Here is a 20,370-nt window from a genome sequence, read left to right on the forward strand (position 1 = left end):
GCCAAATCATGGATACAGTCACTATACTTCTGTCCTCGTTCGTGCTATCGATCACCGGCTTGTTTGTCTTCATCTGGTCGCTGCGCAAGCGCCTGTTCGACGCCACCTCGGCCGCCGCCAACGTCATCTTCTCCACCGGCGAAATCGGCCGCGGCGAAGAACCGTCCGCCACGCCTGCCCAGCGCGCTGGGCTGGCGCTGCGGGTGCCGAGCGACACGCACGCAGAACTGACCGCCGAACAGGAGGCCGCCCTGAAGACGGAGCTGGCCGAGCGTGTCGAGGCCGACCGTTCGACCGCCTTCGTCTCCTTCGTGTTCCTGTCCTGCGCCGTGGTGTGGCTGGTCGCCGGATCGCTGGCCGGACTGACCAGCTCCATCAAGCTGCACGAGCCGGACTGGCTGGTGCAGCAGGCCTGGCTGACCTTCGGCCGCATCCGCACCATCCACCTGAACATCATCGCCTATGGCTGGGCGCCGATGGCAGCCTTCGGCATCGCCAACTGGATGCTGCCTCGTTTGCTGAAAACCCCGCTGGTCGGCGGCCGCTACGCCGTCCTCGGCTGCATGATCTGGAACGCGGGCCTGATCGCCGGCGTCGGCTGCATCGCCGCCGGCATCAGCGACGGCATGGAGTGGCTGGAGATCCCTTGGCAGGTCGATATCCTGATCGTGGCCGGCGGCGCCCTGATGGGACTGCCGCTGGTGTACACGCTGCAGGCGCGCAAGGTCGGTCACCTTTACGTCTCCGTATGGTATATGGGCGCGGCGCTGTTCTGGTTCCCCATCCTGTTCCTGATCGCTAACCTGCCGGCGATGCACTTCGGCGTCGAGCAGGCCACCATGAACTGGTGGTTCGGGCATAACGTACTTGGACTGTTCTACACGCCGATGGCGCTGGCCTCGGTCTACTACTTCCTGCCGAAGATTATCGGCCGCCCGGTGCAGTCGTACAACCTGTCGCTGCTGGGCTTCTGGACGCTGGCCTTCTTCTACGGCCAGGTCGGCGGCCATCACCTGATCGGTGGACCGGTGCCCGGCTGGCTGATCACCCTGTCCATCGTGCAAAGCATGATGATGATCGTGCCGGTGATCTCGTTCTCGGTCAACCAGCACCTGACGATGAAAGGCTACTTCTCCAAGCTGATTTACTCGCCGACGCTGCGCTTCATCGTCCTGGGCGGCATGATGTACACGCTCAGCTCCATACAAGGCTCGATCGAGGCGATCCGCGCGGTCAACACGGTGGCGCACTTCACGCACTTCACGGTGGCGCACGCGCACCTCGGGCTGTACGGCTTCTTCACGATGGTGATGTTCGGCGCGATCTACTTCGTCATGCCACGCGTGATGTCGTGGGAGTGGCCGTACCCCGGCCTGATCGCCGCCCATTTCTGGCTGGTGGTGCTGGGTTTCTCGATCTATTTCATCGGCCTGACCATCGGCGGCTGGCTGCAAGGTCTGGCAATGCTGGACGCCGCCAAGCCGTTCATGGATTCGGTCAAGGTCACCATTCCCTACCTGCAAAGCCGCTCGATCGGCGGCGCCATCATGACGCTGGGCCACCTGGTGTTTGCCGGCCACTTCGCGGCGATGGTGCTGCGCTATGGTCCTGCGCGGACCGGCGCGGCGCTGCTGCACACGCCTAAAATCGCAGGAGCCGCATATGCATGACGAACTCAAACTCCTGAGCGGCGCGATGGTGACGCTGGCGCTGGCCACATCGGCGCTGGTGGTGGTCCCATTCCTGCAGCTGAAAGCCGTGGAGCCGCCGGCCGGCCTCAAACCCTACACCTCGGCGCAGCTGCGCGGGCGCGAAGTCTATATCAAGAACGGCTGCATCTACTGCCACTCGCAACAGCCACGCGACCGCGCGCAGGCGCCGGACGACAAGCGGGGCTGGGGCCGCGCCTCGGTGGCCGCCGACTACCACTACGACAAGCCGCACCTGCTCGGCACCATGCGCACCGGGCCTGACCTGTTCAACATCGGCGCGCGGCAGCCAAGCCAGGACTGGCATCTTGGGCATTTATACCAGCCGCGCGCCTACACGCCTGGCTCGGTGATGCCATCCTATCCCTTCCTCTTTGAGATCAAGGAAAAAGCCGATCCCGGCGACCGCGTGCTGACGCTGCCGCCGGGCTTCAAGCCGCCCGGGAAAATCGTGGTGGCGACACAGGAGGCGCTGGACCTGGTCACCTATATGCAGGGCTTGGATCACACCTATCCGGTATTCGAGGGGAAAGCCAAATGATCGAGCAACCCAAGCATGACGCGCGCGAGCGCGAGAATCCCGATCCGCATGAACGTAACCGTCCGGTGCCGCGCCTGGTGCTGCTGGTGGTATCGGCGCTAGTGATCTGGGCGGTCGGCTACATCGTCCTCACCCAGCGCAACGACGCGCCGGAGCTGGGCGACCAGCGCACGCTGTCCACACTGGAAGGCAAGCCCGCCGGAGCTGGCGGTGCGGCCGATGGCGCACAAGTCTACACCGCCAATTGCGTGGCCTGCCACCAGGCCAATGGCGGCGGCCTGCCAGGCGTGTTCCCGCCGCTGGGCGGTTCGGAATGGGTGCTGGCGGCGGACAAGGTTCCGGTCAACATCCTGCTGCATGGCGTGACCGGCAAGCTGACCGTCAAGGACATGGCGTACAACGGCCAGATGCCGGCCTTCAAGGACAAACTGAGCGACGCGGAGATCGCGGCGGTGCTGGATTATGTGCGCAGCAGTTTCGGCAACAGCGGTGGCAAGATCGCCGCCGATGTCGTCAAGGCGGAGCGCGAAGCGGGCAAGGATCGCAAGGATCCCTGGAACGGCGATGAAGACCTCAACAAACTCAAACAGTAGCACGCTGCTGCCGACGCTGGCGGCCCTGCTGCTGGTGTGCGGTGCCGGCGTGGCTGCGCTGTACCAAGGCACGATGGGATTCGAGGTGGTATCGACGGAGGACGGCCGCCGGCTGGCCATCAGCCGCCAACCGCTGGCGCTGCCCGCCACCGCCGTTCACCAACCTGAAGCCGACACACTGGCCGCCATGCTGCGCGACGATGGCCGCGTCGCCATCGTCAACTTCATCTACAGCAGTTGTAATGCGGTGTGCACGGTCCTGGGCAGCGAGTACCAGCAGATGCAGGACGAGATCCGCAAGCGCGGCCTGCAGCGAGACGTGCGCCTGATCAGCATCAGCTTCGATCCGCGCGATACCGCGCCGGTGCTGGCCTCGTACGCGCTGCGCCAGCACGCCGACCCGGCAGTGTGGCGCATGGTCGGCATCGACAAGGACGATGAGCGCAAGGCGCTGCTGGACGCCTTCGGCATCGTCGTGCTGCCGGCGCCGATGGGCGAGTTCCAGCACAACGCCGCCTTCCACCTGATCGACCGCCAGGGCCGGCTGGCGCGTATCACCGACTACGACAATCCAGCGCAGGCGCTGGAACATGCTGTGGCGATGGCGCGCGCGGCGCCCGCAGGCGGAGGCAGGCTATGAAGCCGTGGCATGCCACTATCGCCGCCCTGGCCTGCCTGCTGCTGGCGGCGGTGCCGCGCCATTGGCTGGAAGCCTCGATGCTGCGCCACATGCTGCTGCAACTGCCGCTGCTGGTCGTCGCCGGCTGGCTGCTGGCCGGAGCCGGTTGGCTACGTACCAAAGCCGCGCCGCCACGCCGCACCTTGCGCACGATGGCGTTCGACCAGCATGGCGTAACAGGCCTGACCGCCCTGCTCTTCATCAGCGCCTACTGGATGATCCCGCGCGCGCTGGAGCAAAGCATTAACTCGCCGCTGGCGGAGGTGGCGAAGTTCATCTCCCTGCTCGCGCTGGGCGGCACGCTACCCGGCTCGCTGCGGCGCGCCAACTGGATCGTGCAGCTTTTCTTCCTCGGGAATTTCAGCTGGATGATGGCCATCGCCGGCATCCAGTACCAGAACATGCCGCAACGCCTGTGCAACGCCTACCTGCTGGACGACCAGATCGCCACCGGCATCGCGCTGGTCATCGTATCGATCGCGATCGCCGCAGCCTGGTGCTGGCGTCTGGCGCCGGCGATTTTCTCCAACTCATTGAGAACCCATCACCATGTCACACCTGCCGCTGAACCCCACATCGATCGCCACGCTGGTCCACGAATTTTATGACGGCGTACGCGCCGATCCCGAGTTGGCGCCCGTCTTCAACGCCGCCATCGGCGAACACTGGACGCCGCACCTGGACCGCATGGTTGACTTCTGGACCACCGTGATGCTGGGCAGCCGTAATTTCCAGGGCAACGTCTTCGGCAAGCACATGCTGCTGAACGGCGTCACGCCCGATCACTTCCGGCGCTGGCTCCAGCTGTTTGAGGCCACGACCGCGCGCCTGTTCGCGCCGGTCGACGCCGCCGAATTCCAGACCGTCGCCCGCCGCATCGCCGCCAGCCTGCAGTACGGCTTCTTCGGCGAAGTGAAGGTCGCCTAACCATTGGAGCATCCGATATGAAAACCATCCCCGACACTGTCACGCACTACAAGAGCACCGGCGTCTTCACCGAGGCCACCGTCCCGGCCGCGCTCCAGCGCAGCCACACCACCGCAGCCGGTGTGTGGGCGCGCATCACCATCGTCGAAGGCAGCCTGCTGTACCGCATCACCGATCCATCCGCAACGCCGGAAGAAATCCTGCTGACGCCCGAGCTACCCGGCGTGGTCGAACCACAAATCGAACACGAAGTACAGGTCATCGGGCCCGTGCGCTTCCAGGTCGACTTCCATCGCTAACCCCAACACCAACAAGGACTCACATGAACATCGACAAATTCAAGCACCAGCACATCGACATCCTCAGCGCCATCACCGACCTGCGCAAGCTGGTACAAAGCGGTATCGCCAACCATGCGGCCGACATCGCGCAGCGCATCGTCGCCATGAGTGGCATCATCAAACTGCATCTGGCGGTGGAAGACCGCGTGCTGTATCCGGCGCTGGAAGCGAGCGGCAACAGCCAACTAGCCGGCATGGGCCAGAAATACCGCCAGGAGATGGATAGCATCGCCGGCAGCTACCTAAATTTCGCCGCAAAATGGAACACGCCGCGCCAGTTGGCCGAGGAGCCGGAGGCCTTCCGCGAGGAGGCCAACCAGGTATTGAAAGCGCTGTACGACCGCATGAAGCGCGAAGACCGCGAATTTTATCCTGCTATCGAAGCGGTCTGACATAAAGTGTGCAGGCAAGCCACAGCGTTAAAAAATCTTGTTGACGCCTCCTGACAGGACGCCCATATTCATTGGAGAGCAAAATTCTCACCAAATGTCTCCAAAACAATGCGACTGCCGGGATTCTCTCTGTGCTGGTTTTTGCTGGCTTGCCTGCTCGCCCCTTGCCGCGCGGCGGCGCCGGCCAGGCTGCCGCTGACCTTTGAGGCGATCGAATCGCTAGGGTCGGACAGCCAGTCCGTCCTGTCTCTGCTGCAGGACCGGCGGGGCTATATCTGGATCGGCACCATCGAGGGCGGCTTGTTCCGCTATGACGGCCGGCGCGCCGTCCGCTACATCAACGATCCCGCCAATCCGGCCAGCGTGCCGGCCGGCCGCATCGCCACGCTGCACAGCGACGTCCAGGGCCGCATCTGGGTCGGCACCGACGAAGGCCTGGCGCGCTTCGACCCGGACAGCAACAGCTTCACCCGCTTCCATCCCGATTCACCGCAGCGCAACACCCGCATCGTGCGCAGCATCATCGGCGACGGTGGCCAGGGCTTGTGGCTGGCCACCTGGGGCGGCCTGCAGCACTTCGACATGGCCAGCGGCCGCTTCCAGCTACACCAGGCCGACCCGTCGCGTGATGGCGCGCTGCGCTACAACGACGTCAACGCCCTCGCACTCGATGCCAAGGGCGGCTTGTGGGCTGCCACCTGGCCGGGCGGACTCAGTTACCTGGCGCCCGGCGCGCCCGGTTTCACGCACTTCCGGCTCGACAGCGCCGAACAACCGGATCCAAAGCTGAACGACGTGCGCGCCATGCGCTTCGACGCCGACGGCCGGCTGTGGATAGGCACCGACGCCGGTGTCGTGGTCTGGCAAGGTGGGACGCCATGGGAGCAGCGCCGCAGCCTGGCTGGACCCAAAGGCCGTATCAACAATATCAATATCGACAAGCGCGGCAACGTCTGGGTCAGCACCCGCACCGAAGGGCTGATGCGCTGGTCGCGCGACCTGCAGCACACGCAGGCCTATGCGCACCGCGCCGAAGACGCCCACAGCCTGCCCAGCAACGCCATCAACACCACCATGGAGGACGGCAGCGGCACGCTATGGGTCGCCTCCTTCACCGACGGTGTGGCGCGCGCCAACCTGGGCAACTACGGACTGGAACGCATCATCCCGCGCGACATCGCGCCGGACAGTTTCCCATCCAGTAATTTCGTGCGCAGCATGGCCGCCGCGTCGGACGGCCATATCTGGCTGGGCGTGGACGACGGCCTGCTGCTGTTCGACCCGGCCGGCAAGCGCATCGTCGAACGCTATACCGCCAACGCCGGCAAGCCGGGATCGATCAATCACAATTCAGTCTACAGCTTGCACCAGCAGTTCGAAGGGCCGCTGTGGGTCGGCACCTCGAAGGGCTTGAACCGGCTGGACCGGCGCGATGGCCCGTTCGCCTCGGTGCGTTTCGAAACGCCGGCCGACAACTTCGTCAACGCCATCGCGCCGGGACGCGGTGGCGTGCTGTGGCTGGGCACCGGCGCCAGCCTGATACGCTACGACACCGCCAGCGGCACCATACAGCGCTACGTGCACGACGACGCCAATCCCGCCAGCCGCAGCGTCAGCGAAGCCAGCGCGGTGCTGGAGGACGCGCAGGGCCGCGTGTGGGTCGGCGACTTCTTCCGCGGCGGCGGCCTCGATCTGATGACGGGCAACGACGGCCGCTTCCAGCACTTCCGCCATGACGACCAGCGGCCGCGCAGCATCAGCAGCGACAAGATCACCTGCCTCTACGAAGACATGTACGGCACCATCTGGATCGGCACCGCGCGCGGCTTGAACCGCATGGTGCCGGGCCGCGACGGCAAGCCCGAGTTCCACCGCTACACGGCGCCCGGCGATCCCGGCCCGATACTGATCGAATCGATCGAGAGCGACAGCGCCGGTATCCTGTGGATCAGCACCGTGCGCGGCCTGTCGCGGCTCGACCCGAGTGGCAGCCAGTTCACCCACTACTCCGCCGACGACGGCCTGACCGACGGCCTGTATCAGGCGTCATCCGCGCGCGCCACCGATGGCAGGCTGTATTTCGGCGGCACCACCGGCATCACCGCCGTGTATCCCGAGCTGCCGCTGCACACGCCGACCGCACCGCGCGCGACCATCAGCGACATTCGCATCTACGACCGTTCGCTCAGCCTCGGCCAGCTGCCGGAAGGCGTGCGGCTGGACGGCGCGGTAACGGCGCCGCGCGCGTTGATCATGCCATGGAACGCTGCCGTGCTGACGCTGGAATTCGCCGCTCTGCACTACGCGGCGCCGAAGCGCAACACCTACACCTACCAGCTGCAGGGCTTCGACCGGCAATGGATGCAGGCCGACGCCAGCCAGCCCATCGCCACCTATACCAACCTGTACCCCGGAGAGTACCGCTTCCGCCTGCGCGCCACCACCAACAAGGGATTGATCAGCGAAGAGGTGGTGCTGCCGATCACGGTGACGCCGCCGATCTGGGAAACCTGGTGGTTCCGCACCAGCGTCGTGCTGCTGGTGATGCTGAGCGTCGTGACTGCATACCGGTTGCGCGTGCGATCGCTGACGCAGCGCGCCCACCGGCTCGAATTGCTGGTGGCGCGACGCACGCGGGAACTGCTGGAGTCCAACCGCAAGCTGACGGCTCTCTCGACGACCGATGCCCTGACCGGCGTCGCCAACCGCCGCCAGTTCGACGATACGCTGGCGCGCGAATGGGGCCGCGCGCAGCGCTCGGGCGAGCCTCTGGCGCTGGCCATGATCGATGTCGACTGCTTCAAGCTATACAACGACAACTATGGCCACCAGGCCGGCGACGCCTGCCTGCGCGAAGTGGCGCGGGTGATCCAGGCCGCCGTGCACCGCGCCACCGACTTGGCGGCGCGCTATGGCGGCGAGGAATTCGCCTTCATCGCGCCGCTTAACAGCAGCGCCCAGGCGGCGCTACTGGCGGAGACTATCCGTTCCGGCCTGCAGGCGCTGGCGCTGCCACATGAGTCGTCACCGGCCGGCTGCGTCACCGTCAGCATCGGTGTCGCCTCGATCACACCGACCGAGCGGCAGAGCGCAGAACTGCTGGTGCGCGCCGCCGACCAGGCGCTATACCAAGCCAAGGAACGTGGACGGAATTGTGTCATGCAAGCCCAGAACGGCCAGCCATGCCTGAGCGAGAAAATCGCAGACATCCTTTAGGCAAGCTTGCCGTTTCCATCACGTGATAGCGTTTTCAAGCCGTCATTCGTTGCCGACTCACAACGCAATTGTGACATAACCATACAAAACACTCCCCAAGCACACACCTCCGGTACACACTGAAAACAGGCACACAACAGCTAGAACACGCCGCCACTACAACCACCGGAGGGGTACACGATGAAACAACCCAAGCTTGCACTTAGCACCTTAGCGATACTCAGCACCTTTGCCGCCAGCACCCACGCCCAGGACAGCATGCCGATCACCGTCAGCGGCTTTGGCACCGGCGCCCTCACGATGACCAACTCCGACCAGGCGGAATTCAACCGCGTCAACCAGGCGGCCGGCGTCGGCAAGGATGCGCGCCCCGGCGTGGATTCGAATCTGGGCATCCAGGCCACGGCCAAGTGGAGCGACACGATATCCTTTACCGCCCAAGGCCTGGTGCGCAAGAACGGCAACAACGACCAGTTCGGCGCCGAGCTGGCATGGGCCTTCGCCAAGTTCAAGCTGAATGATGATTTCTCGGTCCGCGTCGGCCGCGTCGGGCTGCCGGTGTACATGATCTCCGACGTGCGCAACGTCGGCTACGCCAACACCATGCTGCGGCCGCCGAACGAAGTGTATCGCCAGGTCACCGTGGACAGCGCCGACGGCGGCGACGTGATCTACCAGCACAGTTTCGGCGACAGCACCGTCACGGCGCAGGCGGCGGTGGGCCACGCCACGGTACGGTCGCCCGGCAATTACCAGGTCGAGTTCAAGCCGGTGGTGTCGACCCAGGTCCTGCTGGAAAACGGCCCGTTCGTCTATCGCCTGGGACGTTCGCAGGCCAAATTCAGCCTGCGCGACAACGCCAGCATCAATTCGCTGGTGGGCACGCTGAAGGCGGTCGGCCTGGCCAGCATCGTGGCGCAGGTGCCGACCGAGGATGTCAAGGGCACCTTCACCTCGGTCGGCATCTCGATGGACTACAACAACATCGTCGGCATGGCCGAATACGCCAAGCGCAAGACCGACACGCGCCTGGTGCCGGACACCAGCTCGTGGTACGTCATGGCCGGCTACCGCTGGGGCAAGTTCGTGCCGTTCTATGTGCACGGCGACGTCAAGCAAGACAGCATCCGCAACTTCACCGGGATGCCGACCACCGGCCCGCTGGCCGCGCTGACGGCCGGCGCCAACGGCGCGATCAAGTCCGGCCTGCAGACCACCAACGGCATTGGCCTGCGCTGGGACTTCTACAAATCGGCCGCCTTCAAGATCCAGATGGACCGGATCAAAACCAAGGACGGCGTAGGCTACTTCATCAACGCCAAGCCTGGCTTTGCCGGTAGTACGGTCAACGTGTATGCCGCTGGCATCGATTTCGTCTTCTAAGGAGAACGCCATGAATACGACTATCGGCAAGCTGCTGCTGGCGGCTGGCGTCTGGCTGGCCGCGGCCCCTGTCTTTGCGGCGGAAATCGTCGTCATCGTCAATCCGAAGAATCCGGCCACGCGCATGTTCAGCGAACAGGCAGGCCAGTTCTTCCTTGGGAAATCGACACTATTCACGCCTATCGAACACACCGACGGGCCATTGCGCAACGAGTTTTACAAGAAGGTGCTGGACAAGGACGCCACGCAGGTCAAGGCCATCTGGTCCAAGCTGGTGTTTACCGGCAAGGCCTCGGCGCCCAAGGAGATGGGGTCCAGTGCTGACGTGAAGAAGGCTGTGGCGGCCGATGTCAGCGCCATCGGCTACATCGAGAAGTCGGCGGTGGATGATAGCGTGAAGGTGATACTCACAGTACAGTAAGCCGCATGCGAGAGCTGAACCTCGAAACGCCAGCGGCAACGTAGGCGTTTCTTGTTTTCACATTCAAAATCCAAATTGCGCGATTAAAAATACCGTGGCCACTCCGAGATCACGCCAGAATCAGCGTGGCTGCATGTTAGCCTTTATTTCAAAAGCAAGCGTCGTAAGCCGATCACGGTGGCGGATTTTCCGATGAGTCAAATGCACGTGTTGCAGTATGGGCTGCGCGGACAGCGACTCGATAAACGCCATCAGGCTTGCTTCATCCTTCGCTTCACCTTGCAGCGTCAAGTAGTGTCCGCGTTTATCTGGCCGAAATTCCAACAATTCGACGCTGGGGTTGCCTGCCCGTTCCAGCGCAGTGAAAACTGGCGTCCATAAAAAATTGCGCTCGGCCTTGAGCGCCGACCAACGCTTCTGCTCTTCTTGCTCAGCACGGCCAATTTTAGGCACCGGCTTGACGGCTAGCGCACGCCGGAGCTGTTCGCTCTGCATCCGAAGAGCCTGCAGCTCGTCGTGATTCGACATTGCACGCTCAGCGATCCAGAAGGCCAGTGCCACCAGCAAGACGCTCCCAATCAGAAAAGGCACGCGGCTGGGCCATATGGGTTGTAGATAACGCACTAAGTCGCTCATCGGATTCTCCATGCAAAATCGAGGTAAAGCACTTCAGCCTCGGGCAGGCAAGCGGCAATGAATCCAATGTCATCGGCAGTTGCCATCCGCGTGGCCTGCCAATACTGAACTTGTACAATGCGAGGGCTAACAAGGGCAACACGCCTGAGCAAACGCGTTCCAGCCGTTGCCAAGTCTGTCGTGACGGGCTGCACGTCCAGCCCTAGCAAGCATCCACCGTCGTAGAGGTGAGCCGTCATCCGAGTCGGTTCGGCCAGCAACACGAGGCTGACGGCCTTGCGCGGCGTACGGCTATACCAATAAGCCGCCGCTGATGCAGGCAGTACAGAACGCAATCTCAATCCATGCCTTTGAGTCAACGCCAATAAGGAAGATAGCCAGTCTTGCTGCACCGCATAGGCAAGCCCAGCGGCCCGGAATTTGCGGAACCCCGCTTTCACCACCCAACCGGCAACAGGCTCGCCCCCCTGGTGCGCAAAGCACGCCTGTGCATAGGCCTGGATCTCATTGCGGCCATGCAGCTCATCCTGCCATGGCAGATGCGTCAACATGCAAGCGCTATCTGAAACTACCATATGCAAGCTACTGAATTTCTTGACCGGTCGGCGCTGTCCGTTCAGCATGGTTTCAAGCGCGCACAACCACGCTGCAGGGTCCGAGCTGCCCGCATCGGCCTGGCCTACCTCGCCCCCATCACGCCGCAGCCAGCACCGATCGCCAAACAGGCCAACAGTAATTGTTTCAGGCCACAAAAGTGACACGGTTTACCTCCTGCAATGTGGTTTGACCTTCACGCACCAACTCCAGTGCGACATCACGCAAGAACCGCGTGCCCTCGCGCCGGGCCTGTTCTTTCAGCGCACGGATAGAGGCCCGCGCAATAATCATTTCACGGATCTCGTCCGTCAGTCGTAACACCTCCGCGATCGCACGCCGTCCCTTGTATCCGGTATTACGGCAGATGGAGCAACCACGCCCTGCATGGAAGCGGTAATTTTCAGGATCATGGATACCGGACTCGGCCAGCAGTTGCGCCTCCACAATGACCGGTTCATTACAGTTCATACAATTCTGCCGCAGCAAGCGCTGCGCAACGACGCCAGTCAGCGAGGACACAAAGTTGTAGGGGTCAACCCCCATATGCATGAAGCGCCCAATTACATCAAAGGTATTGTTGGCGTGGACTGAAGTAAAGACCATGTGCCCAGTCAACGCTGACTGCACCGCAATCTGCGCTGTCTCGGGGTCGCGAATCTCGCCCACCAGGATTTTGTCCGGGTCATGACGCAAGATTGAACGCAAACCAACCGCAAAAGTTAGTCCTTTTTTTTCATTGACAGGAATCTGCAGCACTCCCGGCAGTTGGTATTCGACCGGATCCTCAATGGTGATGAACTTGTCCTCACCATGATTAATTTCCGTCAACGCAGCATACAGCGTCGTTGTTTTACCGCTCCCGGTCGGCCCCGTAACCAGCATCATTCCGTACGGTTCCGCCGCCAACCTACGTAACAACTGAATGGTCCGGCTGTCAAATCCAAGTGAATCAAGGGTCAGGCGCTGCACACTGTCAGTCAGCGCCTTTTTGTCGAGCACCCGAAGCACCGCATCTTCGCCGTGAATGCTCGGCATGATTGAAACACGAATGTCGATGTCACGCCGCTTGGCCGAGACGCGGAACCGCCCATCTTGGGGAATACGCTTCTCGCCAATATTCAGCTCTGCAAGCACCTTAACGCGAGCGATAGCCTGCTCAGCTAAACCCGTATTGTTTACGGCAGCGATATGGTTTAGCACGCCATCAATGCGGAATTTGATCGCCATCCCTTGCGGCAGCGACTCCAGGTGAATGTCGCTGGCCTCCAATCGCAAGGCGTCAAAGATGGTCGAATCGATCAGCCGTACTGCCGGGCTGGCTTCGCCCTGAATGGAGCTCAGGGTCAGATCGCTGCTGCCATCACGCTCCAACTCGCTAATTGTCTCCTCTCCTACTGCATCCGCCACGGCACTGAACATCGATTCGTGCGACTCCAGTTTGAGCTGAATGGCCACTGGATCTGCGACATAAATCTCATGCAGAGAAAATTGCGCCAGCCATGCGCCAGTTTGCGCATTGAGCGGCAGTCCCATGATAGCGATCAGGCGTCCCTGCTCATCCGGTCCCACTATCAGCACGCGCGCCACCATATCGGCATACCCGGCGCGTTCAAATGCAGGTACAAGCGCCTGCACGGTCTGCGCACTCACAAGCGGGATCGCCAACAGATCCGCTACCGCTACCATCACATCGTCGCGCGTCCCGCCCAAACTGTCGGCAAGCATCGACAGCCACTGAATGGGGGGCGTGGCTCGCTGCGTCACGTCAGTTAGCAAAGACGAGTTCAATTTATCCATAGGCATTAGACGATGTTTGCCAAATCAAAAATCGGGCTATATAGCATTAACACAATGGCTCCCACCACAAGGCCGATTCCCAGCATTAGTGCCGGTTCAATCAAACGGCCGGCCGTATCAATCCAGATAGCGGTTTCCTGGTCATAGAAATCCGCAATCCGCTCCATCATTTCGTCCAGGTTGCCCGAAGACTCACCAGCCAGAAGCAGGCGTTGCGCCACTTCTGTACTCAACTCGTTCTCGACCATCACTGTCGATATCGACCTGCCTTCGCTGACGGCTTTGACCGCAGCCATCATATGGGGCTGCATGGCTTGTGGCAGCGACACTTGTGTCATACGCATCGCGGTCAGAATACTCACTCCACTGTGCAGCAACATCCCCAAAGTACGGTACAACCGCGCCAACTGCAATGTCCAGATTTTTTCGCCAACCCAAGGCATGTCCAGCAATTTGCGGTACGCGACGGCACGCATGGCCGGATGCACGGCCAATCCGGCCAATGTAGCAGCTGCGGCAAGCACAACTCCCCATGCCAACAGCGTGTTATGGCGAACAAAGCTCCCCCACAGCTGCACGAACCCAGCCGTAGCGTTGCGCGCCGTCCCAGCGTCGTCATACACCTCGCTAAAGCGAGGCAGCACATACAGCATCAAAAAAACGATCACCAAACTGCCTACACTCAATAGAATGGCCGGATAGGTAGCTGCCGCTTTCAGCTTGCCACGGATTTCTTCGACCTGCCGCTGATATTGCATGTAACGACGGACGGCAGCCCGCACAGTGCCAGTCGTCTCGCTGGAGCGCACCATGGCGACGTACAACGGCGGAAAAACCGAAGGCAGGCCTGCCATAGCATCCGATAGCTGATTACCCTGCTTGAGCCCCAACAGCAGAGTGTCATAGATGCCGCGATGACGTCCGCGGCGATCATTACGCCCCAACACGTCGACCGCATCTACGACCGTCTGACCTGCGTCCAGCAGTGAATGCAGCTGCTGGTTAAACACCAACAGATTGAACGCCTTCTGAGCGCCAGACCTCTTCCAGCCGGCGCCAACGGCACGCAGCTCCAGCAGCCGGCCACCGGAGGTGACCAGTATATGTCGCGCTTCCTCCTCGCTGGAGGCCTCGATATCGGCGTACTCGACAACCATCTGGCTGTTAAGTAATTTGGCGCGAAAACGCATGGATGAATCTCCTATTGCCAGCTGACGATGTCGGCATCGTCACCAGCGCCGCCCTGCTTGCCATCGGCCCCCAACGAGACGACCTCATACTCGCGATCGTTTGAACCCGGCATCTTATAGCTATATGGATTTCCCCAAGGATCGAGCGGAACACCTTTCTTCAGATACGAGCCATGCCACATAGGTTCGTTGGGAGGCGCCGCAGTCAGGGCCACCAATCCCGCTTCGGTCGAAGGATAATGGCCGGTATCGATCCGATACTGGTCCAGCGCCTTATCGAGCGACTCGATCTGGGCGCGCGTTATTTGAATTTTGGAACGCCCGATCTGACCGAAATACCTTGGCGCCACAAAAGCTGCCAGCAAACCGATAATCACAATCACCACAAGAAGTTCCAGCAATGTGAAGCCGCGCGCCTGTCGCACTTGCCGGTTTTTCGTCCATGTCTTGTTCATGCCTTATTTCCCTGTACTGGGTTCATAAATAAACTGCCATCCCTGATAACTAGCCGCGTTGGTAAAGTTCGCCAACTCGGTTGGGAAGCCATCAGTCTTCAGCGGTGTTTGCGCTGATGCCGAGCGCACGCCGATAATCGGTCCGGATTCCCCACCGCCCTGCCGTATCGGAACCATGTCACCGCCCGTGATGGGATCGCGATACAGACGACGCAATGGCCTGTGAAGAAGAATGGGCCGGGTGTCCTCCAAGAGATCCTTGAGCGCGGCCGGGTAGAGCTTGTCCGAGCCTTGTGTGTTTTGGTAATACTCCTGTATAGCGCGGCGATACGCCTGTCCGACCCATAACAACTCCGCCTCCTTGTCACGCCGCGCACTTGTCAAACTATTCTCCAAGGCGCGCGTCGACACCAGGCTCAGCACAGCCACGAGAAACATCACGATCGCATAGCTGAAGCCACCTTGCGTCTGCATTACCAATCTTTCAGCCAAGTGCCGTCACGGGCTGTGTTCGGCGCACCGCTTTTCACGTCCGCCACACCGGCCAGCGAGGTATCGGCTGGCGGTACGACAATCCAACTGTTGGCGCTTTGGGTAAATGGGTCGACCGGAATCTTGCGCAGATACCTTTCCTTCACCAAATCTGCCAATGCGTTTGGATACAGATTTTTATCCGAATAATAGTGATCGATCGCATTACGCAGCACGTACAAATCCTCGCGCAAAACATCTTCCCGGGCACGGTCGATATTACCGAAATAGCGCGGCGCAGCCACCGCGACGATAAGCGAGACGATTGCCAGCGCCACCAGCAGCTCAATTAGGGTAAATCCCATGTGACGTTTGCCTACCATTCGTTATACCTCACGCCGTTCAAGCCCATCTGCGTTGAGCCTGAGTAGACATCAAACACATCGTCGCCTTCCTTCGGATGCTCGGCATCGGAAGCAAAGCTACGCTTGCGCCATGTGTCGATCGCCGCTATCGTGCTATCCGGCGAAAACGGGTCGCGTGGTATGCGCCTCAGAAAATACAACGGTGGGCCACCAGGATGTGCCAGATCCGTAACGCCCTCTGTCAGCGCCGTCAGTTCTGGCGGATAGCCACTCTGCCCTTCTCCCAGCGGGATGCGGCCAGAGGCAGACGCCTCTTTATAAGCGTCAATCGCCTGCCGCAGGCTACGCAACGCAACGCGCAGATCATGCTCTTTTTCGCGCCTGACCGCTGTTTCAACGAACGGCACGGCCACCGTGGCCAGCAAGCCAAGGATGACTGCGGAGGCCAGCAACTCCAATAAACTGAAACCCTTGACAGCACGACGCTGGAGGCTTGGCATTCTCATTACTCGCCCACCATTTTGTACACCAGCGGCAAGCCCGGTCGCCCGACAGCGGTCTCGGCCCCAATCGGCGTCATCGCGACAAGGCCAATAGCAAGCGGATTGGCGGCCGATCGTATCTGCGCCGTCACCACTAGCAACCGCCCAGCCCCCTTGGCACCATTGTCATCGCTGCCACCCACACCAAGCGATACCCGGCCGCTCACATTGTCAATGGCGTGACTAAAATTGCTCTTGCCTGCATGGCTGAAATAATCGCCTTCTTTCACGGACTGAATCTCCAGCTCGGCCGGATTAAACGCCAATTGCAGCGAAGCAGCACGCAGCAGATCGGGACTATTCATATTCAAATTGAAGGTGATAACCTCCCCTACTTTAGCGTGCTCAGGCCCCTCCCAACTCAGCTTCGGCGCATTGGCAGCGCTTGGCGGTGACATGGGCGTGTCAGGCGGGGTCAGCCCCCCGGAAGAGTTCGCTACGGCTGGCTTGCCTGCGGTACCGGGGGCACCTGCGGCTGCCGTAACGGCGTCGAAATTACGCAGCATCAGTGGCTTGTTGTACAGCCGTGCTTCCGTACCAGACCAGAACGATTCGGCCAGCGCCCCCTTACGCTGAATATTGCGGATAAGGTGCGGCGTGATCGACAACACAATCTCTGTCTTCTGGTTATTGTCGCTCTGGCTGCCAAACAAACGCCCCAGTATCGGCACATCGCCCAGCAGCGGAATCCGGCTTCCCGAAGAACGCTCGTTGTCATTGATCAGGCCGGCCAACACCTGGGTCTCGCCGTCTTTCAAGCGTAGCGCAGTGCTGAAATTGCGCGTGCCAATCTGATACGCTTGTGAGCCGTTATTGGTCTTCACCGATGAAACGAGCGAGCTCACTTCCATACTCAGCTTCAAGCCCACTTCATCGCGTAAATGAATATCCGGCTCGACCTCCAGTTTCAGGCCCACGTCCAGATACTGGATGTTTTCCGTCACGAAGGTATTGGTACTCGTTGTCGTCACCACAGGCACTTTGTCTCCAATGAGGATCTTGGCCTTCTCGTGATCGCGCACGCGGATACGCGGATTGGCCAGCAGGTTGGCATCGCCATCCGTTTTGCTCAGATTAATGGTTGCACTGGGCACGGTAATACCAAGAGAGGATGAATTCAACGACTTCAGGTCGCTTAACTTCATCGTCGAGGTACCGGTTGCTACTGAACCACTGCCGCCTCCGCCTGTGCTGGTCGTTGTGCCACCCAGTGGTGTAATGCTGATTTGATCAGTCCACTGAATACCCAAGTTCAGCAGACGTGTCCGATTGATTTCTAGTACCTCAACCTCTAACATCACCTCCGGCTCTTCCAGATCCTGCAGCGCAATCAACTTCTCGGCCAAGCCGATGGTTTCAGGGCCTTCGCGCAGCACCAGCATATTGTATTTGTCGTCGACATAGACATCCTTGATCTTCAGGACAGTCTTCAGCATGCTTGCAGTCTGCTTGGCTTCGACATTGGAAAGATAAAATGCCTTCACAATCAGATCCTGGTACTCGCGCAGTTTGGCCGGCGTATTCGGATAAATCAGGACGCTGCTGCCATTGAGCACCTTTTTTTCCAACTGGCCGGTGGACAGAATCACATCGATGGCATCGTCCAACGTGGTCTGTTTGAGAAAGACCGTGGTTCGCTGATCCCCCTTTACGTCACGGTCAAAGATAAAGTTGATGCCGGTCGTGCGTGATAACGCATCGAATACCATCTTGATGGTGGCATCACGGAACTCCAGGTTGATCGGCTTCCTATAGACGTTGCCCAAGCTCGGCATGACCAGCATTTCCTGTGACTTCACCGCTTCGATATCACGCATCACCGCCTTGGCTTCGGCTTGATCTGGAGCGTTGACGCGCGCGCGCGTGGCCAAGTTCGCTGCCAGCGACAAGTCCCCCTGCTTGAATGCTTTGCGCGCTTGGGTTGCATCTGCGTCGGCACGTGCGACAAGCACCAAGGTCTCCAGTCCCGCCAGCGCCCGCGCATTGTCGTGCTCGTACTTGAGAATTTTACGGTAGGCTTGCTCGGCCAAGGTCGGCTTGCCGTCCGCCACAGCGGCCGATGCGGCCGCCAGCAGCTTGCCCGTGGCCGTCTCCCTTGCGCGCAACCAATCGCTGCGGTAGGTCAAATCACGGGGCTTGAGTTGTGAAGCCTGCGCAAGCTCAGCAATCGCCTTGGAGTAGTCCTGCTGTTCCATGGCAAGCATACCATCGCTGTGATGCATTTCTGCAGCGCAGCCGGCCAGCAGCGAGAGTAAGAACAAAGCGCTGACTCTACGCCAGAAAAAAGAGAGAGAAATGAGGATCGTCATCAATTGTCACGCGCAGGAATGGCCAGCGTTTGCTTGGTGCTGGTCGGGATATGTTCAAATTCAATCTTGGTCGGGCCGATGCTCATGACTTTATAAATACTGTCTAGCACGTCACCGCTATGCGCCACCAGTGCTTGCTCGCCGCGCGCCAGATATACCAGTTGTTCACTACCATCGGCAAAGCTTCCAACAAAGCGGAACGGCAACGGCGGCGGACCGGGTGGTGCGATATCAACCGGAGCGACCGATAACGGCGCCGTGGATGCTAGTGCGGCAACAAGCGGTGGAGGCGGCTGCCAGCCGCGCGGTGCAAACGGATCGGCATCACTCCCATCATCGCGCGTGTCGGCATCGTCCTGAGCAACGGAAGCTGTTATCAACGGACTGTTGCCGGCTGCGGCAAACCGATGCCCAGGTCGGACCGCCACCTCGGCTTCTTCTTGCTCCGGGAGAAGAATGGCTACGACGGTTGCCACAAGCGCGCTCAACAGAATCACCCAGCGTAAGCGTGCAGCCTTATCCATGCGCCTCTTTCCGGAAGAATGCGGAGAAGGCCAAATCGCAACTGAGTGGAGCGATATTGATGTCACTGCGCTTGCAACTGATCGCATCCAGATCGACGTTATGCAGAATCGCCGTGACATCCCGCACGAAGCGCCGCACTGCCGGATAAGTCGCCGTAACCGTCATCGTTACGTGGTAGCGCATATAAGGCTGATTAGCGCCCTCATCGAGTGAATAACTCACCTCGTCAACAGGCAACGATGCGTTGTCAGCAATACGGCTCAGTTGCGCGGCCAGATCCGTGCCTTGGAACCAAGGCAGAGAGGGCGCGACGAACGCTATCGACGCAATCCGATTACGGTTGGCGCCATTGAGTTTAGCCTGCCCCCTCAGTTCTGCCAAACCATCATTCTCCGCTGCGATCAGGCTGGCCTCGTGCCAATAGACGATCGAAGTCACAATTACCGCAAACGCTGCTAATGACAGCGCAAGCAGCGCAAGTGGCTGAGCGGCAAACAGGCGAAGGAAATGGAACCGCAGAAAGGGGAATATATCCAATATCATAACGCTCGCCGCAGCCCAAGGGAGCTTAAGGCTGCAGTATCCCGTGAAAACGGAACACTCGCAGCAAAGCCATATTTATTACATTTCATGAACCGTCAATGCAGAGTATCATGATTCTTTAGTTTGAATAATTTTTTAAACTGCTGTACAACAATTGGTTAGAATTAATCCAATTTACCTTCACAATCAGGTCGATTGAAAACTGTTTCAATTCCTAGGATATAGGTAGGTCGTTCATAGCGCTACAGAAGAGATCTGTGTCTGAATCCGCTGCATGCGACTAGGTATCCTTATCGACATTAATAACTTGCACCTTGCAAAATTCTTCAAATGTTCCACCACGACGGAAATAAGAAACCAGATCAGTTAATTTCATGATTTATCTTCCCCAGATTGAAAACCCACCATCACCCCTCAGGATGCATTGTCTCCCAAAACGTGCCGCCAGGAGCATTTGGATGCTGGCTCTTAGGGATAAGTTGCATGACACCGGGTGCCTTGTCATGATGCTATACCCAGGCGACTTGCCAATGATCGAACCCGTTGCTGATTTCGGAACACTGATGTCCAGCTTTCCGCCAAGCGAGATTCGCCGCCAGCGCCTCCTCAACGGCTATATTCGCATCGTTGAAAAGCATGTATCGATTAACGCCAGGATAAGAGTCAGCGTTGAGCCTGGTTTCGAATGCGACGCTATAGAACCGACCATCCACCACTGCTATCTTTGCCGCATCTAAT

At 60.0% G+C, this 20,370-nt stretch carries 23 protein-coding genes; 12 read left to right on the top strand and 11 right to left on the bottom strand.

The genetic code is table 11. From position 1 onward, the window contains the following. The first annotated feature begins 8 nt into the window (after positions 1–8). The 11 genes from ACEN9F_RS03325 (at position 9) to ACEN9F_RS03375 (ending at position 10,202) form a co-directional block, all read left to right on the top strand. Positions 9–1,670, top strand: a complete 1,662-nt coding sequence (locus ACEN9F_RS03325; protein ID WP_413417802.1) for a cbb3-type cytochrome c oxidase subunit I — start codon at positions 9–11, stop codon at positions 1,668–1,670. Beyond that, positions 1,663–2,250, top strand: a complete 588-nt coding sequence (locus ACEN9F_RS03330) for a cbb3-type cytochrome c oxidase subunit II (protein ID WP_413417804.1) — start codon at positions 1,663–1,665, stop codon at positions 2,248–2,250. Before ACEN9F_RS03325 ends, ACEN9F_RS03330 begins: the two co-directional genes overlap by 8 nt. Then, entirely contained in the window at positions 2,247–2,843 is a 597-nt protein-coding gene (locus tag ACEN9F_RS03335) for a c-type cytochrome (RefSeq protein WP_413417806.1), read from the top strand. The genes ACEN9F_RS03330 and ACEN9F_RS03335 overlap by 4 nt, the downstream gene beginning before the upstream one ends. Beyond that, a complete protein-coding gene (locus tag ACEN9F_RS03340) occupies positions 2,815–3,483 on the top strand; it encodes an SCO family protein (protein WP_413417808.1) in 669 nt (222 codons plus the stop codon). The genes ACEN9F_RS03335 and ACEN9F_RS03340 overlap by 29 nt, the downstream gene beginning before the upstream one ends. Then, positions 3,480–4,130, top strand: coding sequence for a hypothetical protein (locus tag ACEN9F_RS03345; protein WP_413417810.1), 651 nt, complete (start codon positions 3,480–3,482; stop codon positions 4,128–4,130). Before ACEN9F_RS03340 ends, ACEN9F_RS03345 begins: the two co-directional genes overlap by 4 nt. Then, positions 4,072–4,449, top strand: coding sequence for a group III truncated hemoglobin (locus ACEN9F_RS03350; protein WP_413417812.1), 378 nt, complete (start codon positions 4,072–4,074; stop codon positions 4,447–4,449). Before ACEN9F_RS03345 ends, ACEN9F_RS03350 begins: the two co-directional genes overlap by 59 nt. A gap of 17 nt (positions 4,450–4,466) precedes the next feature. Continuing rightward, the gene (locus ACEN9F_RS03355; protein ID WP_413417814.1) at positions 4,467–4,748 is read left to right on the top strand and encodes a DUF1971 domain-containing protein; all 282 of its coding nucleotides are present in this window, start codon (positions 4,467–4,469) and stop codon (positions 4,746–4,748) included. 23 nt (positions 4,749–4,771) lie between these two features. After that, positions 4,772–5,182 carry a hemerythrin domain-containing protein gene (locus tag ACEN9F_RS03360; protein ID WP_413417816.1) on the top strand — a complete coding sequence of 137 codons (411 nt, stop codon included), beginning with the start codon at positions 4,772–4,774 and terminating at the stop codon, positions 5,180–5,182. Positions 5,183–5,323: 141 nt separating this feature from the next. Next, positions 5,324–8,398 carry a diguanylate cyclase gene (locus tag ACEN9F_RS03365; RefSeq protein WP_413417818.1) on the top strand — a complete coding sequence of 1,025 codons (3,075 nt, stop codon included), beginning with the start codon at positions 5,324–5,326 and terminating at the stop codon, positions 8,396–8,398. A gap of 180 nt (positions 8,399–8,578) precedes the next feature. Further along, the gene (locus ACEN9F_RS03370) at positions 8,579–9,781 is read left to right on the top strand and encodes a porin (RefSeq protein WP_413417820.1); all 1,203 of its coding nucleotides are present in this window, start codon (positions 8,579–8,581) and stop codon (positions 9,779–9,781) included. Between the two features lie 10 nt (positions 9,782–9,791). Then, the gene (locus ACEN9F_RS03375) at positions 9,792–10,202 is read left to right on the top strand and encodes a hypothetical protein (protein ID WP_413417822.1); all 411 of its coding nucleotides are present in this window, start codon (positions 9,792–9,794) and stop codon (positions 10,200–10,202) included. Positions 10,203–10,322: 120 nt separating this feature from the next. Here ACEN9F_RS03375 and ACEN9F_RS03380 read toward each other — a convergent pair whose 3' ends face one another. The 11 genes from ACEN9F_RS03380 to ACEN9F_RS03430 are packed head-to-tail and all read right to left on the bottom strand — an operon-like array spanning position 10,323 to position 19,632. Next, entirely contained in the window at positions 10,323–10,838 is a 516-nt protein-coding gene (locus ACEN9F_RS03380; RefSeq protein ID WP_413417824.1) for a PilN domain-containing protein, read from the bottom strand. After that, on the bottom strand, positions 10,835–11,599 hold the full coding sequence (locus ACEN9F_RS03385; RefSeq protein WP_413417826.1) for a hypothetical protein: 765 nt from the start codon (positions 11,597–11,599) through the stop codon (positions 10,835–10,837). Before ACEN9F_RS03385 ends, ACEN9F_RS03380 begins: the two co-directional genes overlap by 4 nt. Continuing rightward, complete coding sequence (locus tag ACEN9F_RS03390) at positions 11,580–13,238, bottom strand: GspE/PulE family protein (RefSeq protein ID WP_413417828.1); 1,659 nt, start codon at positions 13,236–13,238, stop codon at positions 11,580–11,582. Before ACEN9F_RS03390 ends, ACEN9F_RS03385 begins: the two co-directional genes overlap by 20 nt. Further along, the gene (locus tag ACEN9F_RS03395; RefSeq protein WP_413417830.1) at positions 13,238–14,422 is read right to left on the bottom strand and encodes a type II secretion system F family protein; all 1,185 of its coding nucleotides are present in this window, start codon (positions 14,420–14,422) and stop codon (positions 13,238–13,240) included. Before ACEN9F_RS03395 ends, ACEN9F_RS03390 begins: the two co-directional genes overlap by 1 nt. 11 nt (positions 14,423–14,433) lie before the next feature. Continuing rightward, positions 14,434–14,877, bottom strand: a complete 444-nt coding sequence (gene gspG, locus ACEN9F_RS03400) for a type II secretion system major pseudopilin GspG (protein WP_413417832.1) — start codon at positions 14,875–14,877, stop codon at positions 14,434–14,436. Between the two features lie 3 nt (positions 14,878–14,880). Then, positions 14,881–15,351, bottom strand: a complete 471-nt coding sequence (locus ACEN9F_RS03405) for a type II secretion system protein (protein ID WP_413417834.1) — start codon at positions 15,349–15,351, stop codon at positions 14,881–14,883. Continuing rightward, positions 15,351–15,713 (bottom strand): type II secretion system protein, encoded by a 363-nt coding sequence (locus tag ACEN9F_RS03410; RefSeq protein WP_413417836.1) that lies wholly within the window; start codon positions 15,711–15,713, stop codon positions 15,351–15,353. Before ACEN9F_RS03410 ends, ACEN9F_RS03405 begins: the two co-directional genes overlap by 1 nt. 11 nt (positions 15,714–15,724) lie before the next feature. Beyond that, positions 15,725–16,219, bottom strand: coding sequence for a type II secretion system protein (locus tag ACEN9F_RS03415; protein ID WP_413417838.1), 495 nt, complete (start codon positions 16,217–16,219; stop codon positions 15,725–15,727). Continuing rightward, positions 16,219–18,564: a cohesin domain-containing protein gene (locus ACEN9F_RS03420; RefSeq protein ID WP_413417839.1), complete on the bottom strand. Its 2,346-nt coding sequence runs from the start codon at positions 18,562–18,564 to the stop codon at positions 16,219–16,221. Before ACEN9F_RS03420 ends, ACEN9F_RS03415 begins: the two co-directional genes overlap by 1 nt. Then, positions 18,564–19,088 (bottom strand): hypothetical protein, encoded by a 525-nt coding sequence (locus ACEN9F_RS03425; RefSeq protein ID WP_413417841.1) that lies wholly within the window; start codon positions 19,086–19,088, stop codon positions 18,564–18,566. Before ACEN9F_RS03425 ends, ACEN9F_RS03420 begins: the two co-directional genes overlap by 1 nt. Then, complete coding sequence (locus ACEN9F_RS03430; protein WP_413417843.1) at positions 19,081–19,632, bottom strand: hypothetical protein; 552 nt, start codon at positions 19,630–19,632, stop codon at positions 19,081–19,083. The genes ACEN9F_RS03425 and ACEN9F_RS03430 overlap by 8 nt, the downstream gene beginning before the upstream one ends. A gap of 530 nt (positions 19,633–20,162) precedes the next feature. Here ACEN9F_RS03430 and ACEN9F_RS03435 point away from each other — a divergent pair. Then, positions 20,163–20,369 carry a hypothetical protein gene (locus ACEN9F_RS03435; protein WP_413417845.1) on the top strand — a complete coding sequence of 69 codons (207 nt, stop codon included), beginning with the start codon at positions 20,163–20,165 and terminating at the stop codon, positions 20,367–20,369. Position 20,370: the final 1 nt, after the last annotated feature.

The sequence above is a fragment of the Duganella sp. CT11-25 genome, from assembly GCF_047302815.1.
In the GTDB taxonomy this organism is placed as follows: domain Bacteria; phylum Pseudomonadota; class Gammaproteobacteria; order Burkholderiales; family Burkholderiaceae_D; genus Rugamonas.